We start from the raw sequence: 14,324 nt of genomic DNA on the forward strand, positions 1-14,324 counted from the left end.
CCCGCCTGCCCGCCACCGTGCGCGATTCCGTCCCGGCGTACCCGCCGCCGGGTGCGGACCGCCCGGTCTCACCCCTGGGCGGCCCCGGCCAGGCGTCCCAGCACCCGAGGCAGCTCCCCGGTGTGGGCCACCGCCAGCCGCCGCGTGGCCCGGGTGACCGCCACGTACAGGTCGTTGCCGCCGCGCGGCTGCGCCAGCACCGCCCCCGGTTCCACGACCACCACCGCGTCGAACTCCAGCCCCTTGGACTCGGTCGCGGTCAGCACCACCACCGCCTCCTCCAGGGGGTCGCGCACCCGCCCCGGGGCCGCCGTCCCCGGCCGCGCGGCCCCCGGCAGCGCCGCCGCCACCTCGTCCGCGTGCCGGTCCGCGGTGACCACCGCGACCCGGCCCTCACCGATCGCGGTCGCCTCCTCGGCCACCAGCGCGGGCAGCTCCGCCAGCGACGCCAGCCGCACCGCGCGCGGCGGGTCGCCCTCCTCGCGCACCGACTCCGGCACCTCCTCGCCCGGAGCGACCATCCGCAGCACGTCGGCGGCCACCGCCATGATCGGCTCCGGCGTCCGGTAGTTCACCCGCAGCCGCTCCACGTGCACCTTGCCGGGCGCGTAGGGTTCCAGCGCCTCCAGCCACGAACGCGCCCCCGCCGCGCTGCCGGTCTGCGCCACGTCCCCCACCACGGTCAACGACCGGGTCGGCACGCGCCGCATCACCGTGCGCCAGGCCATCGGCGACAGCTCCTGGGCCTCGTCCACGATCACGTGTCCGTACGTCCACTCCCGGTCCGCGCCCGCCCGGTCCGCGGTGGTGCGCGCGGCCCCGGCGTCCCGGTGGCGCGCCGCCAGCGCCGCCGCGTCCATCATCCTGTCCTCGAACAGGCCGGTGAACTCCAGCACCCCCTGCGCGTACCGCTCCTCCTCGGCCCGCTCGGCGTCCTCGCGGCGCTCCAGCGCCCGCGCGGCGCCCCCGTCCTCCCCGAGCAGCTCCGCGGCCTCGTCCAGCAGCGGCACGTCCTCCACGGTCCACGGCTCCCCGACGGAGCGCGCCAGGAGCGCGCACGCGTCCCCGCCGAACCCGGCCCGCGCACCCACCCGCTCCAGCGCGGCCGGGTCGGCGAACAGCTCCCGCAGCAGCCGCTGCGGGGTCAGGTGCGGCCACAGGGCCTCCAGAGCCTCCCGCACCGGATCCTCCGACCACAGCCGTGCGCCCGCGAACTCCAGGTCCTCCTCGTCCGCGGGCCGTCCGAGCAGGCGCGACTCGGCCCGGGCCAGCTCCGTGAGCAGGGAACCGACCACGTACTTGCGCGCGGTGTTGTGCGGCAGGCGCAGTCCCCGCGCGGTCCGCAGCACCCGTTCGCACAGCGCCCCCGGCACGGTGAGCGCACCCGCGTCGGTCTCCACGACCAGGTCCGCGCCGCCGAAAGCCTCCAGCGGCGTGCGCTGGCGGTCGGCCACGGCCGCGTGCACCAGGTCGGCCATCGCCAGGCAGCCCTTCACCGCCGCCGCGGCGTGCGCGTCGCGGCGGGAGGCCGCCACCCCCGGGAACAGCTCCCCGACCGTGCGCATCACCGCGTCGGTCTCCCCCAGGGAGGGCAGTACGTCGCCCACGTAGCGCAGGAACGCCGGGTTGGGACCCACCACCAGCACCCCGCGCCGCTCTAGCACGGCGCGGTGGGTGTAGAGCAGGTAGGCGGCGCGGTGCAGCGCCGCCACGGTCTTGCCGGTGCCGGGCCCGCCCTGGACCACCAGCACCCCGGCCAGCCGGGCGCGGATGACGCGGTCCTGCTCGGCCTGGATGGTGGCCACGATGTCGCCCATCCGCCCGGTCCGGCCCCGGCGCAGCGACGCCAGGAGCGCGGCCTCCCCGACCAGCTGGCGGCGGTCGGCGTCGGTCAGCCCGTCGGGGTCGAACACCTCGTCGTCGAGTCCGAGCACCCTGCGGCGGCGCACCCGCAGGTGGCGGCGGCGGGTGACCCCGTGCGGGTCCCCGGGGGTGGCCGCGTAGAAGGGGCGTGCGGCCGGCGCCCGCCAGTCCACCAGGATGGTCTCGTAGTCGGCGTCGCGCAGCCCGATCCGGCCCACGTACCGTGTCTCGGGTCCGCCGCCCCCGTGGGAGAGGTCGACGCGGCCGAAGCACAGACCCTCCTCGACCGCCCCCAGCTGGGCGCGGCGGCGCGCCTGCTCGTAGGAGCGGGTCTCGCGCTCCACGAGAGCCGCGTACCCCCCGCGTTCCTGGAGGTGGGCGGAGGCGAGCTGTTCGGAGGTGTGGGCGCGCAGGGCGTCCAGGCGCTCGTACATCGTGCTGATCCTGGCCTGTTCCACGGTCAGGGCCGACGAGGCGCCCTCGTCGGCGCCGGTTTGACAGAACTCCATCGGCTTGCTATGCTCCGTACATTGGGACTTTTGTGAGTGAGGTCCAAAAGCGACAGCGGGTTACGCACCCTAGCACAGCGCCGCGCGTCCGCGCGAGAGCGCTTTCGTGCTCTCCCCTCGACGCTCCGCCGCACGCCCCACCCTCTGCTCCGGGCGAGTTCCCCGCACGTCGCGGCCGGAAAACCTCCGCGTCGGTCTCCCCAGCGCACACCGCACCCGCTACACTCGTGCCCATGCGACAGACGAACACCCAGGCTCAGTGGTGGCGCCGCCCCTAGGCGGTGCTCCGAGTTCGCATACCCATGCAGCGACCGCCCCGGACCGGCGGTCGTTTCGTGTTCCACGGCCCCGGACGGTGCGGCCCATCCGACCGCGCAGCCAAAAGGACCGGCCGTGAACCCCAGCGACGCACAGACCAGCACGTACCTCACCGAGGGCGGCGTCACCGTCCACCGCAGCGCCACCCCCTGCGATCCCGAGATCCTCACCGAGCTCGTCCGCTCGGTCGAGCTGCGCCGCGGCGGAGTGCTCTCCTCCGGCATGGAGTACCCGGGCCGGTACGACCGCTGGCACCTGGGCTACGTCGACCCGTGCCTGGAGATCACCACGCGCGGGCGCCGCGTCACCGCCACCGCCCTCAACGCCCGCGGCCGCGTCCTGCTGCCCGTCCTGGCCGGGGCCCTGTACTCCGTCGGCCTCCCCGACCCCGACAGCACCCTGGCCGACCTCCAACACGGCAGCGTCGCCGTCACCGTCCCCGAACCCGATCCGGGGGAGTTCTTCACCGAGGAGGAGCGCAGCCGCCGCCCCAGCGTCTTCACCGCGCTGCGCGCCGTCATGGCCGCCCTGCGCAGCCCCGAGGACGCCAACCTGGGCCTGTACGGCGCCTTCGGCTACGACCTGGCCTTCCAGTTCGAGCCCATCGAGCAGCACATCGCCCGCGACCCCGGCGACCGCGACCTGGTCCTGCACCTGCCCGACGCCGTCATCGTCCGCGACCGCAAGCGCGAGACCTGCGTGCGCTACACCTACGACTTCACCGTCCCCGCCGACGGCGACCGCGCCGAGGCCACCACGCGCGGCCTGCCGCGCGAGACCGAGCCCACCCCGCCCGTGGTCGCCGCCGAGGTGCCCGAGGGCCCCGAACCCGGCTCCTACGCCCGCGTCGTGGCCGAGGCCAAGGAGAAGTTCCGGCGCGGCGACCTGTTCGAGGTCGTCCCGGGGCACCGCACCTACGCCCGCTGCTCCTCGCCCGCCCGCTTCTACGAGCTGCTGCGCGAGCGCAACCCCGCCCCCTACGAGTTCTTCTTCAACCTCGGCGAGGGCGAGTACCTGGTCGGCGCCTCCCCGGAGATGTTCGTCCGCGTCACCGGCGAGCCCGGCACCGGACAGCGCGTGGAGACCTGCCCCATCTCGGGCACCATCCGCCGCGGCGAGGACGCCCTGGGCGACGCCGAGAACATCCAGGAACTGCTCTCCTCGGTCAAGGAGAAGTCCGAGCTCACCATGTGCACGGACGTGGACCGCAACGACAAGTCGCGCGTGTGCGAGCCGGGCAGCGTCCGCGTGATCGGCCGCCGCCAGATCGAGATGTACTCGCGCCTGATCCACACCGTCGACCACATCGAGGGCACCCTGCGCCGCGACTTCGACGCCCTGGACGCCTTCCTCACCCACATGTGGGCGGTCACCGTCACCGGCGCGCCCAAGACCTGGGCGATGCGGTTCATCGAGCAGCACGAGACCAGCCCCCGACGCTGGTACGGCGGCGCCGTCGGCGTGCTCAACTTCGACGGCTCCATGAACACCGGCCTGACCCTGCGCACCGCGCACATCCGCGACGGCGTGGCCGCCGTGCGCGCGGGCGCCACCCTGCTCTACGACTCCGACCCCGAGGCCGAGGAGCGCGAGACCTTCCTCAAGGCGCGCGCCCTGCTGGAGACCCTCGCCCTGGGCGAGCGGGAGGACTCCCCGGCGCAGGAGGACAGTGGGACCGAGGCCGGGTCAGCCGAACTCCCGGGGGAGGGCATGCGGGTGCTCCTGGTCGACCACGAGGACTCCTTCGTCAACACCCTCGCCGACTACGTGCGCCGCCACGGGGCCGAGGTGACCACGGTCCGCTACGGGTTCGACCCCTCCCTGCTCGACCGGCTCGCCCCCGACCTGGTCGTGCTCTCGCCCGGCCCCGGCCTGCCCGAGGACTTCGGGATGTCGGCCCTGCTGGACGCGCTCGCCGCCCGCAGCCTGCCGGTGTTCGGGGTGTGCCTGGGGCTCCAGGGGATGGTGGAGCACGCCGGGGGAGAACTGCGCACCCTGGACGCGCCGGTGCACGGCAAGCCCGGCCGCGTGCGGGTCCACGGCGGGCGGCTCCTCACCGGCCTGGGAGGGGCGGACGCCTTCCCGGCCGCCCGCTACCACTCCACCTACACCCTCCCCGAGCTGGTCAAGCACTTCGAGGTCACCGCCGTCCTGGAGGGCGGGGCGGATGAGGAACCCGTCGTCATGGCCGTGGAGGACCCGGCCGCGCGGTGGTACGCGGTCCAGTTCCACCCCGAGTCGATCCTCACCGCGACGGTCGGCGAGGGCATCGTGGCGCGGGCCCTGCGCCTGGCCCGCGGCTGAGGGCCGCGGCGGCGCCCCGGGGAGCGTCCCCGGGGCCGCGGACCCCCGCGCGCAGGGCGTGCGCGGAGGGTCACGCGGGCGTTCCGGGGAGTGCGGCGATATCCGGTGCGGGGGCGCTCACCTGCACCAAGACGCCTTTCCCAAATCACATCCAACCGAAAAGTTTGATCAACCCGTTACGGGACAGTGGTTGTGTATGGGTATTCTACTGACAATCCTCGGAATCATTCTCATCGTCGCCGGTGTTCTCGGGGTGCTGCGCGGGCAGCTCCTGTGGGGCATCATCGCCATCGTCGTCGGGCTCTTCGTGGCCCCCGGCTACTTCTACGGCTTCTAGCGAGTTGTCCCTCCTCTCCACGACAGGACCGCACGACCAGGAAGCACGCACAGCACCGATCGCGGGCCGGGTGCCTGACCGGGAGAACCCGGCGGGCACCCGGCCCGCGCCCTGCCCCCGGCCGACCCCCGCCGACCCCGTGTACCCTCGGGGAGGGCTGGTCAGCCCCCGCCCCCGTCACGCCCTCCGCACCCCGCGCCGCCCGTCGGCCGCGGTGCTCAGGCGTGCGCACGGGGAGCCGGGAACACGAACGGGAGGCATGCTGTGAAGAGGGTCGAGCCGCAGGTCCGTCTGGTGGCGCGTCCGCAGGTGGACTACGACGCCATCGCCGACTACCTCAAGGAGGTCGGCGGGGAGGCGTGGCTGGAGCGGTTCGACCGCGGTGAGCTCGACGCCCACCTCAACGACCCCCAGAACCTCGCCGAGTTCGCCGGGCGGCTGTGCTACCGCTCCTGGGAGCCGGGCCTGAACCCCAACGTGACCCGGGTGCGCACCGACCAGGACGCCTACCTCGGCAACATCCTGGCCAGCATGCACGGCTCCGTCCTGGAGCACATCAGCTTCAGCTTCGTCCTGCACAACGTCTCGCGGGTGCTCACCCACGAGCTGATCCGGCACCGTCCGGGCGTGGCCGTCTCCCAGGAGTCCCTGCGCTTCGTGCGCCTGTCCGACCTGCCGTTCTGGTTCCCCGACTGGGCCGAGGACGACCCCGAGCTGATGGAGCGCGCCACCGCGATGCTCCGCCAGATGGAGGAGTTCCAGCTCTGGATGGCCGACCACTTCGGCCTGGACGACGAGGGCGTCAAGTTCGCGGAGAAGAAGCACAAGACCTCCTTCATGCGCCGCTTCGCCCCCGAGGGCGTGGCCACCGGCCTGGTGTGGACCGCCAACGTGCGCACCCTGCGCCACACCCTGGAGGCGCGCACCGCCCCCGGCGCGGAGGAGGAGATCCGCCTGCTGTTCGACCTCATCGGTCGGACCCTCCAGGAGGAGGCCCCTGCGCTCTTCGGCGACTACGAGGTCCGGGACGGCGCCTGGGTACCCAGGTACCGCAAGGTCTGAGCGCCCATCGGACACGGCGGCCCGCCCCTCGGGGCGGGCTTTTTTGTGCGCGCAGGAAACCGGGACTTCCTCCCTCCTGGCGGGTGCGCGGCCCGTTGCGCCCGGTGCGGGGCGGGGGAGCGTCCGGGCCGCCGGCTCCACGCGCGAGTCGCCGTCACAGGAGCTTCCCCAGCCCTTTACGCCCCCTACACGCCCCGGAAAACCCGCCCGTTTCGGGCCCCTTCCTCACGGAGAGCGCACCTTTCCGGCGATAAAGCCACCTAAGGTGCGAGCGGCGCATACCTCAGCGAAGGCATGGAAAGTATTCTTTTCTGTATTTTTCTTTCCCCGGTGCTTTCCCTCCGATTCGGCTCCGGGTAGCGGTTGCCCGAAATCCTCCGCTGAGTCACACCGGCTCTGGTCTTTGTGGTGCCGAAGGGACAGGATGTCCGGGTCGGCTTCGCCGTATCGGTGATATGTGCGGGCCGATCCTTCGGAAAAAGTGCGGAACGAAAATGGAGGCAATCGGAATGAGGGCTCTCGTGTCCGCCGCGGCGGCACTCGCGTTCGCGGTGGGCGGATCCGTGGCGGGCGCCGCTCCGGCCCACGCCGCGACCGGTGAGGTCGTGGTCTTCACGACCGAGTTCGAGGAGCTGCGCCGCTACCCCGAACCCCCGGCGGGCTCCTGCCAGCGGCTCCCCGAGACCGCGCACGTGCTGGTCAACCTCACCGACGCGGACGTGCGCATGCACGCCGGCACGACCTGCTTCGGGCCGTCGGTCCTGGTCTCGCCGAACCACGGCTGGCACGCTCCGCCCAGCGGGCTGTTCAGCTTCTCAGTGGCCTGACCCCGACCGGTCCCGCGACCTCCGCCCGGCGGTCGCGGGACCGCGCGGCGCTCCGGTGGAGGTGCGCCCGCAGGGGAGAAAACGCCACGAAAATACGCATTTCCTTCTTGCTCTACGGGTGGAAACATGTCCGTTTCCGAGTTTTCGGACGCAGGAACCCGTTCTCCGTTTTGACGCTTTCGGTGCGATGTCCGAGTGTGGTGGGGGAAGCGTGTGGCCGCTGCGTTCCGGGATCGGGCAGCGCACCGCCGTGGAAGCAGAAGGGAAAGGTGCCCGTACGTTATGCTGCACACCCTCATCGTCGGTCTGGGCAGATCGGGAGAAGGGCTGCACCTGCCGTCGCTGGCCAAAGCGCGGGCACAGGCCCCCGCCCTGTTCGCCGCGGGGCCGGTGGTGGGATTCGACCCGTTCCGGGGCCCCGTCGAGGGGGTCCTCACCGCCGACTCCCTGGAGGAGGCGGCCCGTTGCGCGCCGCCCTCGCGCACCGTGGTCCACCTGTGCACGCCGCCGCACCTGCGCTCCGGTCCGCTGGAGCACCTGGCCCGCCTCGGCTACCGCATGGTCGTCGTGGAGAAGCCGCTGGCCCTGGACCTGGTGGACCTGGCCGCCGTCGCCCGGCTGCGGCGGCGCTGGGGCCTGGACCTGACCGTCACCACCCAGTGGCTGGACAGCGCGCTCACGCGGCGACTGCGCGCCGCGGTGCGGGGCCGCGTCTTCGGCGACCTGCGCGCCGTCACGGTCGTGCAGAACAAGCCCCGCTTCACCCGCACCGCGCAGACGCCGGGCCACCCCACCGCCTTCGACGTGGAGGTCCCGCACGCGCTGGCCGTGGTGATCAGCCTGGCCGGGGGAGCGGACGTCACCGCGGCCTCCCTGGAGGACATGGTCACCGAGCAGTCCCGGCTGCCCGGACTGGGCCGCGCCCGCCTCGACCTGGCGCACCACGGCGGGGTGCGCAGCCGGATCGACTCCGACCTGACCTCCCCCGTCCGCGAGCGCCGCATCACGCTGGAGTTCGACCGCGCCGTGCTCACCGGCCACTACCCGTGCAGCGCGGCCGACCACACCGCCCAGCTGTCGGTGGACGCCACCGGGCACCGGGCCTCCCACTCGGTCTTCGCCGACGACGCCCTCCCCGCCTTCCTCCGCGCCGCCTACGCCCGCTACGCCCGCTCCTTCCGCGGCCCCGGCACGCTCCCGGTCCAGGTCGAGGCGGTCCGGTTGCTCACCGAGGCCAAGGGGCTGTGCGCGGCCCACGGCCGCAGGCAGGAGGTGGGCAGTGCCGTCGGCGCCTGAACACACCGCTCCGCCGCTCGCCGGGATCGGCGACGAGGCGGCGCCCGACCTCGACGGACAGCTCGCCGCCCTCGCCGAACTCGGCTGGAACCGCCTGGAACTGCGCACCGTGGACGGGACCGCCCTGGCCGCCCTGGACGAGCGGGCCTTCGACCGCGCCGCCGGACGGATCCGCGAGGCCGGGACCGACGTGGTCGCCGTCGCCTCCCGCATCGCCGACTGGTCCAGGCCCGCCACCGGGGACTTCGCCCCCGACCTGGCCGAACTGGACGTCCTGGCCCGGCGCTGCGCGGTGCTGGGCACCCGGCTGGTCCGGGTCATGTCCTACCCCCGCGACGGGCTCCCCGAGGCCGAGTGGGGGCGGCGCGTCCGCGTCCGCCTGCGCGAACTGGCCCGCCGTGCCGAGGACGCGGGCCTGGTGCTCGTGCACGAGAACTGCGCGGGCTGGGCGGGGGACCGCGCCGACCGCGCCCTGGAACTGCTGGCCGAGGTGGACAGCCCGGCCCTGCGGCTGCTGTTCGACACCGGCAACGGCGTCGCCCACGGCTACCGCGCCCCGGAGATGCTGCGCGAGCTCCTCGACCACGTGGCGCACGTGCACGTCAAGGACGCCGTCACCGCGCCCGACGGCGGGGTCGACTACGTCCCGCCCGGCCGGGGGGAGGCCGGAACCGTCGAGTGCCTGCGGCTGCTGGCCGCGCACGGCTACACCGGAACGCTGTCCATCGAGCCCCACCTGCACCTGCGCCCGCACCTGCGGGTCTCGGGCGCCGACCCCGGCCGCGGCGACCGGCCCGCCTTCGTCGCCTACGGGCGCGCCCTGGAGGACCTCGTGGCCCGCACCTGGCACACCGGAGGCGGCCCCGCCAGGGGCACGGGCCACCATGGCGGGGACGCGGACCCTCACGCCGCGACCGGGGCCGCCCGTACCGCCGACGGCCTCCACCGCACCGAGGGGGTCCGGTGACCGCCGCGCTCACCCCCGACGACCACGACCTGCTGCTGCGGCTGCTCGAACTGCCCACCGCGGGCCCGCTGGAGACCGGCCCCGACGGGCCCCCGCCGCTCCTGCGCGAGGCCCAGCTCCTCTACGCCCGCGCCGCCGCCGGAGCCGGGTTCGACGTCGTGCACCACGCCCCGGTCCGGCCCGCCGACATGGACCGACCGGACGTCCCGGCCCCGGTCCGCGAGGCCCTGGCCCGCCCCGGCTTCCTCGACTGCCAGCCCAGCCTCGTGCTGCGGCTGGGCCCCGACCTGCCCGCCGAGCGCACCGTGATGTTCAACGTGCACCTGGACACGGTCGCCGGGCGGCAGCCGGTCGGCTTCGACGGCGAACGCTTCCACGGGCGCGGCGCCATCGACGCCAAGGGCCCGGCGGTGGCGCTGCTGGCGGGGGTGCGCGCCGCCCGCGAGCGCGACCCGGCCGTCGGCCGCGACGTCGCGGTGCTCGTCCAGGCCGTGGCCGGGGAGGAGGGCGGCGCCATGGGCACCCTCGGCACCCGGCCGCTGGTCGAACGCGGCCACACCGGCCGCCTCAACATCTTCTGCGAACCCACCGGGATGCGGTTCCTGACGCGCAGCACCGCGGCGATGACCGCCCGGATCTCGGTCCGCGGGGACGACGCGATCGACGACCGCCCGCACACCGGGCACAACGCCTCCGTCCTCCTGGGCCACCTGGCCCGGCACCTGGGCCGCGCCCTGGACGCGCACGCCCGCTCCGGCGCGGTGTGCCTGGCCGGACTGCACACCGGCACCCTGCACAACAGGGTCTACGGCAGCGGGTCGCTGCTGCTCAACCTCGCCTACGGCGACGCCGCCGCGGGGCGCGCCCTGGAACGCGCCCTGACCGACGCGCTCGACGCGGGACTGGACGCCTTCACCAAGGAGTTCGCCGACACCGCGCTGTTCGCCCGCACCGCGGCCGACGCCCGCGCCCTCACCCGTCTGGAGTGGACCAAGCGCGGCCTGCCCGCGCTGGACGACCGCGACCCCTGGGGGCCCGCCCTGCTGCGCCGCGCCGGAATCGCCCCGTGGCCCGAGGACGAACCGGCCTTCACCTGCGACGCGATCTGGATGTCCGGGGTCGCCGGAGCCAGCACCGCCGTGCTGGGCCCCGGCGACCTGGCCGCCAACAACGCGCACGCCGACGGCGAGTTCGCGCGCGCCGACGAACTCGACGGGTTCGCCGACGCGGTGGCCCGCCTCCTGGCCGCCTTCACCGGCCAGACCCCGCGTCGGGCCCCGAACCCCGACGCCCCGCACGAGACCCAAGAGCCCCGCACCACCGACGAGGAAGGCGACGAGGACATGCGCGCACACCACACCCCCGCCCGGGAGGCCAGGTGACCACCGCGGCCCCCACCCAGGCCCCGCCGGAACGCGAGGCCGTACGGGTACGCCACGACGACCTGGTCGCGTTCGCCGCCGGGGTGTTCACCGACCGCGGCCTGCCCCCCGACCGGGCGGCCGAGGCGGCGCGCGCTCTGTGCCACGGCGACCTCGCCGGGCCGCGTTCGCACGGTCTGGCCAACCTGACCCGCCTCTACCTGCCGCTCCTCGACGAGGGCAGGGCCGACCCCGCCGCGGAGCCGCGCGTCCTCGCCGACCTCGGCGCCGCCGTGCTCTGGGACTCCCGGCGGGCCCTGGGCCTGTGGGCGGCGAGCGAGGCCATGGACCTGGCCGCCGAGCGCGCCGCGCGCCACGGCATCGGGCTGGTGTCCGTGCGCGGCGCCACCCACCTGGGCTGCGCCGGGTACCACGCGCTGCGCGCGGCCGAACGCGGCATGGTGGGCCTGGTGGCCAGCAACTGCGGACGCCAGCGCATCGCCCGCCCGCCCGGCGGCGCGGTCGCGATGCTGGGCACCAACCCGCTCAGCGTCGCCGCCCCGGCCGGGGAGCACCCGCCGTTCCTGCTCGACATGAGCACCACGGCCGCGCCCACCGGCCGGATCCGCCAGGCCGCCCGCGAGGGCCTCGCCCTGCCCGAAGGCCTGCTGTGCGACGACACCGGCGCGCCCGTCACCGACCCCGCCGCCTTCGACGCCGGGCGCGCGCACCTGATGTGGCTGGGCGGCGAAGCGGGACGCTACAAGGGCTTCGGCCTCGGACTCATGGTCGAGGTGCTCTCCGCACTGGTCCCGGGGGCCGGGACGGGCCCCCACCCCGACGCCCTGGACGGGGACGGCGGCCCGAGCGGACGCGACGACGACATCGGCTTCTTCGTGGCCGCGATCGCGCCCGGCGCCCTGCGGCAGGGCGCCGACGACGACGCGCGGGAGCTGTTCGGCGCGCTGCTGGCCTGTCCGCCCACCGACCCGGACGCGCCGGTGCGCTACCCCGGCTGGCACGAGTACCACCGGGCGCGGGAACTGCGCCTGGCGGGCGTGCCGCTGGAGGCGGAGCTGTACGCCGAGCTGGCGGAGCTGGCCGACCGGACCGGCCTGCCCTTCGAGGCGATGCGGGAGGAGACGCGATGAGCGCCCCGCTGCGCACCGGGCTGGTCGGCCTGGGCGTGATCTCCCGCTTCTACCTGGAGGCCCTGCGCACCGCGCCCGGCCTGGACCTGGTGGCGGTGTGCGACCGCGACCCCCGCGTGCTCGCCGCCCACCCGGTCGGGGCGCGGGGCTACACCGACCACGTCCGGATGCTCGACGAGACCGGACTGGACGCGCTGGTGGTCACCGCGCCCAACGACGCTCACGCCCCCGTCTGCGCCGACGCGCTGCGGCGCGGGGTGGCCGTGTGCGTGGAGAAGCCGCTCGCGCTGGACGCCGCCCAGGGGGAGGCGCTGGCCGGGCTCGCCCGAGACCGGGACACGGTGCTGTTCACCGCCTTCCACCGCCGGTACAACTCCGCGCTCGCGCGGCTGCGCCGGGACCTGGCCGGACGGCGGGTGGAGGAGTTGACCGTGCGCTACCTGGAGCGGATCGAGGAGCACGCCGGCACCGACACCTGGTACCTGGACCCGGCCCGCTGCGGCGGCGGGTGCGTGGCCGACAACGGACCCAACGCCTTCGACCTGGTGGAGTGGCTGCTCGGCCCGGCCGAGGCCGAGTCGGCGCACGTCACGCGGGACGCCGCGGGCACCGACCGCCGGGCCGAGGTCGTGCTGCGCGCCGCGGGCGCGCGCGCACGCGTCCTCCTCGACTGGTCCCATCCCGGCGAGCGCAAGGACGTCGAGGCGCGCACCGCCGACGGGGCGGTGCTCACGGCGGACATGCTGGAGGGCCATCCCGGGTTCAAGGACTCCCTGTGGCACGAGTACGTGGGCGTGCTCGCCGAGTTCGAGCGGCGGGTGCGCGGCGGCGTGGTCGAGGACCCGGGCGGACCGTCCGCGCTGCGGCTGGTCGGGGACGCCTACCGCTTGGCGGAGGCCGCGGAGCCGACGAGGGAGGAGGCGCGATGAATCCCCGTGAGGACGGTCCCAAACGGGACGTCACCGCGACGCTGGTCAAGGTCCTGGTGCACCGCAGGAGCGAGCGGGGTATGCGGCTCGAACCCCACGCCAGCCGGTGCGTGCGCGCGGGGGAGGTGCACGAGTTGGTCGCCACCGACCACACCGAGACCGTTGCGGGGGCCCGGATCGACCGGGTGGGCTTCCTCGGGTTCGCCGAGATCACCGGCGCCGGGGTGGTGGACCGGGGCGACGAGGTGTGGATCGGCCCGCGCCGGGTGGGGACGGTGCTCGGCTTCGACGCCTGCCACATGCCCAACCACTACAACGTGCTCATCCACGCCGACCCGCTGCCGACCGGGCGGGACCTGGGGTTGGCCTCGGGTGAGGGTTTGGTGTTCCGCCAGGGGGCGCCGGTCGGCGACGGCCCGCCCGCCGAAACGGTTTCCGAAGAATCTGGCATTTGCTGAAAATGTCCGATATAAAAAATCAATTGCACTCATGGATTCTTCTGAGCCCCTTTTGTGGGGCACGCTCACAGGCTAATCTTCTGGGTGTGGGGAGGGTCCGGTCGGACTCGGTCGGAGGGTCCTTTCCTGTGCTCGGAGAGAGCATCGTACGTCTGTTTTTCCATAGGGATCGAGAGGGAAAATAAATGACGACCGCAACCAAGGCCAACAGCCGCCTCGAAGAGCGCTTCCGCCTCTGGGACGCCAACGGCAACGGGGCCGTCGAGCGCTCGGACTTCGAGTCCGAGGCGAACGACATCGTCTCGCGCCTTGGAGCCGAGGGCACCGCCCAGGGCAACGAGCTCAAGAGCGCCTACCTGGCCATGTTCGACCACCTGGCCTCCGCCGCCGGCACCCAGCGCATGAGCCGGGAGCAGTTCGTGCAGGCCGCCGAGCAGGAGATCATCAGCAAGGGCGACGCCGGCTTCGCCTCGGTCGTCCAGCCGACCATCCAGGCCATCGTCAACGTGCTCGACGTCGACGGTGACGGTGAGATCAGCCCGACCGAGATGCAGAAGTGGTTCGCCGCCATCGGTCTCCAGGGCGCCGACGCCGACCGGGCCTTCGCCGACCTCGACGCCGACGGCAGCGGCAAGCTGTCCACCTCCGAGCTGGTCGACGCGGTCCGCGACTACCACCTCGGCCGCAACGACATCCCCCTCCTCGGGAACTGAACCCCCTCGTCCAGGCCGCGGCCGACCGCCGCGGCCGGGACCATTTCCCGCCCCTCTCCCCTCCGCGGTGCGAGAACACGGGAAAGCGAAGTGCACCGGCCCTCCCGTTCCGTCTTTCCCGAGGCGCGCGGGAAGGGCTTTATTCGGCGTGGAAAACGTTCGGATTCCGGTTTCGGGTGCCCTTTTCGAATGCAGGTATGAAGTCGTGCTTCTGTTGTCCCACGGAAGA

General features: G+C 73.9%; 12 protein-coding genes. 11 read left to right on the top strand and 1 reads right to left on the bottom strand.

The annotated features are described in order from the left end of the window. Positions 1-68: 68 nt before the first annotated feature. Entirely contained in the window at positions 69-2,372 is a 2,304-nt protein-coding gene (locus NDAS_RS07150) for a HelD family protein (RefSeq protein WP_013152477.1), read from the bottom strand. A gap of 393 nt (positions 2,373-2,765) precedes the next feature. Between NDAS_RS07150 and NDAS_RS07155 the strand changes: the two genes are divergently transcribed. From NDAS_RS07155 to NDAS_RS07205, 11 genes are all read left to right on the top strand, one after another. Further along, positions 2,766-4,994, top strand: a complete 2,229-nt coding sequence (locus tag NDAS_RS07155; protein WP_013152478.1) for an anthranilate synthase component I — start codon at positions 2,766-2,768, stop codon at positions 4,992-4,994. Positions 4,995-5,190: 196 nt separating this feature from the next. Further along, the gene (locus NDAS_RS28860; protein ID WP_013152479.1) at positions 5,191-5,331 is read left to right on the top strand and encodes a GPGG-motif small membrane protein; all 141 of its coding nucleotides are present in this window, start codon (positions 5,191-5,193) and stop codon (positions 5,329-5,331) included. A gap of 264 nt (positions 5,332-5,595) precedes the next feature. Beyond that, positions 5,596-6,393, top strand: coding sequence for an FAD-dependent thymidylate synthase (thyX, locus tag NDAS_RS07165; RefSeq protein WP_013152480.1), 798 nt, complete (start codon positions 5,596-5,598; stop codon positions 6,391-6,393). A gap of 509 nt (positions 6,394-6,902) precedes the next feature. After that, positions 6,903-7,220: a hypothetical protein gene (locus NDAS_RS07170; protein ID WP_013152481.1), complete on the top strand. Its 318-nt coding sequence runs from the start codon at positions 6,903-6,905 to the stop codon at positions 7,218-7,220. 282 nt (positions 7,221-7,502) lie between these two features. Further along, positions 7,503-8,516: a Gfo/Idh/MocA family oxidoreductase gene (locus NDAS_RS07175; RefSeq protein ID WP_013152482.1), complete on the top strand. Its 1,014-nt coding sequence runs from the start codon at positions 7,503-7,505 to the stop codon at positions 8,514-8,516. Further along, entirely contained in the window at positions 8,500-9,483 is a 984-nt protein-coding gene (locus NDAS_RS07180; RefSeq protein ID WP_013152483.1) for a sugar phosphate isomerase/epimerase family protein, read from the top strand. The genes NDAS_RS07175 and NDAS_RS07180 overlap by 17 nt, the downstream gene beginning before the upstream one ends. Beyond that, the gene (locus tag NDAS_RS07185) at positions 9,480-10,865 is read left to right on the top strand and encodes a M20/M25/M40 family metallo-hydrolase (RefSeq protein ID WP_013152484.1); all 1,386 of its coding nucleotides are present in this window, start codon (positions 9,480-9,482) and stop codon (positions 10,863-10,865) included. Before NDAS_RS07180 ends, NDAS_RS07185 begins: the two co-directional genes overlap by 4 nt. Continuing rightward, complete coding sequence (locus NDAS_RS07190) at positions 10,862-11,995, top strand: Ldh family oxidoreductase (protein ID WP_013152485.1); 1,134 nt, start codon at positions 10,862-10,864, stop codon at positions 11,993-11,995. Before NDAS_RS07185 ends, NDAS_RS07190 begins: the two co-directional genes overlap by 4 nt. After that, positions 11,992-12,924, top strand: a complete 933-nt coding sequence (locus NDAS_RS07195; RefSeq protein WP_013152486.1) for a Gfo/Idh/MocA family protein — start codon at positions 11,992-11,994, stop codon at positions 12,922-12,924. Before NDAS_RS07190 ends, NDAS_RS07195 begins: the two co-directional genes overlap by 4 nt. Further along, the gene (locus NDAS_RS07200; RefSeq protein ID WP_013152487.1) at positions 12,921-13,382 is read left to right on the top strand and encodes a DUF6917 domain-containing protein; all 462 of its coding nucleotides are present in this window, start codon (positions 12,921-12,923) and stop codon (positions 13,380-13,382) included. The genes NDAS_RS07195 and NDAS_RS07200 overlap by 4 nt, the downstream gene beginning before the upstream one ends. Before the next feature lie 185 nt (positions 13,383-13,567). Further along, positions 13,568-14,095, top strand: a complete 528-nt coding sequence (locus NDAS_RS07205; RefSeq protein WP_013152488.1) for an EF-hand domain-containing protein — start codon at positions 13,568-13,570, stop codon at positions 14,093-14,095. The last annotated feature ends 229 nt before the right edge of the window (positions 14,096-14,324 follow it).

Origin of the sequence: Nocardiopsis dassonvillei subsp. dassonvillei DSM 43111 (genome assembly GCF_000092985.1) — a bacterium.
GTDB lineage: Bacteria > Actinomycetota > Actinomycetes > Streptosporangiales > Streptosporangiaceae > Nocardiopsis > Nocardiopsis dassonvillei.

Excerpts from the sequence above, each read along its gene's own strand:
- NDAS_RS07200 (WP_013152487.1), top strand. The coding sequence starts at position 12,921 with ATGAATCCCCGTGAGGACGGTCCCAAACGGGACGTCACCGCGACGCTG.
- NDAS_RS28860 (WP_013152479.1), top strand. The coding sequence starts at position 5,191 with ATGGGTATTCTACTGACAATCCTCGGAATCATTCTCATCGTCGCCGGT.
- NDAS_RS07205 (WP_013152488.1), top strand. The coding sequence starts at position 13,568 with ATGACGACCGCAACCAAGGCCAACAGCCGCCTCGAAGAGCGCTTCCGC.
- NDAS_RS07175 (WP_013152482.1), top strand. The coding sequence starts at position 7,503 with ATGCTGCACACCCTCATCGTCGGTCTGGGCAGATCGGGAGAAGGGCTG.
- NDAS_RS07195 (WP_013152486.1), top strand. The coding sequence starts at position 11,992 with ATGAGCGCCCCGCTGCGCACCGGGCTGGTCGGCCTGGGCGTGATCTCC.
- NDAS_RS07150 (WP_013152477.1), bottom strand. The coding sequence starts at position 2,372 with ATGGAGTTCTGTCAAACCGGCGCCGACGAGGGCGCCTCGTCGGCCCTG.
- NDAS_RS07170 (WP_013152481.1), top strand. The coding sequence starts at position 6,903 with ATGAGGGCTCTCGTGTCCGCCGCGGCGGCACTCGCGTTCGCGGTGGGC.